Raw genomic sequence first — 894 nt, 5'->3', positions numbered from 1 at the left:
GCGCGGCTGAGCCAGCGCGCCGGTCGAGGTCCAGCGGTAGGTCGACGGAAGGTTGCACGTCGGCGACGGCGACGGCGACGGGCTGGGGGTCGGCGTGGGGGTGGGCGTCGGAGTCGGCGTGGGCGTCGGGGTGGGAGTGGGCGTGCCGGGGGTGCCGGTGCAGGCGACGCCGTTCAGGGAGAACGAGGTCGGCGACGGATTGCCGCCGCTGTAGGAGCCGTTGAAGCCGAAGCCGGTGCTGCCGCCGGAGGGGATGGCCCCGTTGTAGGCGACATTGGTGGCGGTCACCGACGAACCGGACTGGGAGGGGGTGGCGTTCCACATCTGGCTGATCTGCTGGCCGGAGCCGAACGTCCAGGTCAGTTGCCACCCGTTCACCGCGTCACCCAGGTTGTTGATGGTGACGTTGGCGCCGAAGCCGCCCGGCCACGACGAGGTGACGGTGTAGTCGACCCGGCAGGCGACGGCGGCCTGTGCGGGCTGGGTGGCCACCAGTCCGGCCGCGGTCAGCAGCGTCGGGATGGCGATGATCGCGAGACGGCGGCGCACCGCCGATCGGGGCGACGGGGTCCGCGTTCGCCAGGGCAGGCGCATGGGGATGCTCCTCGTTGTTTCGTCCGGCCGCCCGTCGGCGACCGGTGTGGGGGCGTTGTCGTTCGCGGTGGAGCCGGGCGGCCGGGCGCCACTGATAGCGTTAACAAGCCGCAGTGCGCGGAGCTAATACGAGGCGGCCGATTCGCGTCAAGGCGCGCCCTTGGCGCGTTCCTTCGCGCCGTCTGCCTCGGCGAGCCCGTTCTTCTGCTCTTACGGCGCCTCGGCCGGACCGTACAAGATCGATTCCGTGCTGAAACGTTCACGACACCGACCCGAAAATTACGGACCGGCGGGGCGTCC

1 protein-coding gene is annotated in these 894 nt (G+C 70.9%); it reads right to left on the bottom strand.

What is annotated here, in order from left to right; all coding sequences use genetic code 11:
- Positions 1-594 (bottom strand): cellulose-binding domain-containing protein (locus AW273_RS23905; protein ID WP_198168315.1); only part of this gene is annotated, 594 nt, incomplete at its 3' end.
- Positions 595-894 lie beyond the last annotated feature (300 nt).

It is taken from the genome of Herbidospora yilanensis (assembly GCF_001570565.1).
In the GTDB taxonomy this organism is placed as follows: Bacteria; Actinomycetota; Actinomycetes; order Streptosporangiales; family Streptosporangiaceae; genus Herbidospora; species Herbidospora yilanensis.
This window is presented reverse-complemented; position numbering and strand designations above follow the sequence as displayed.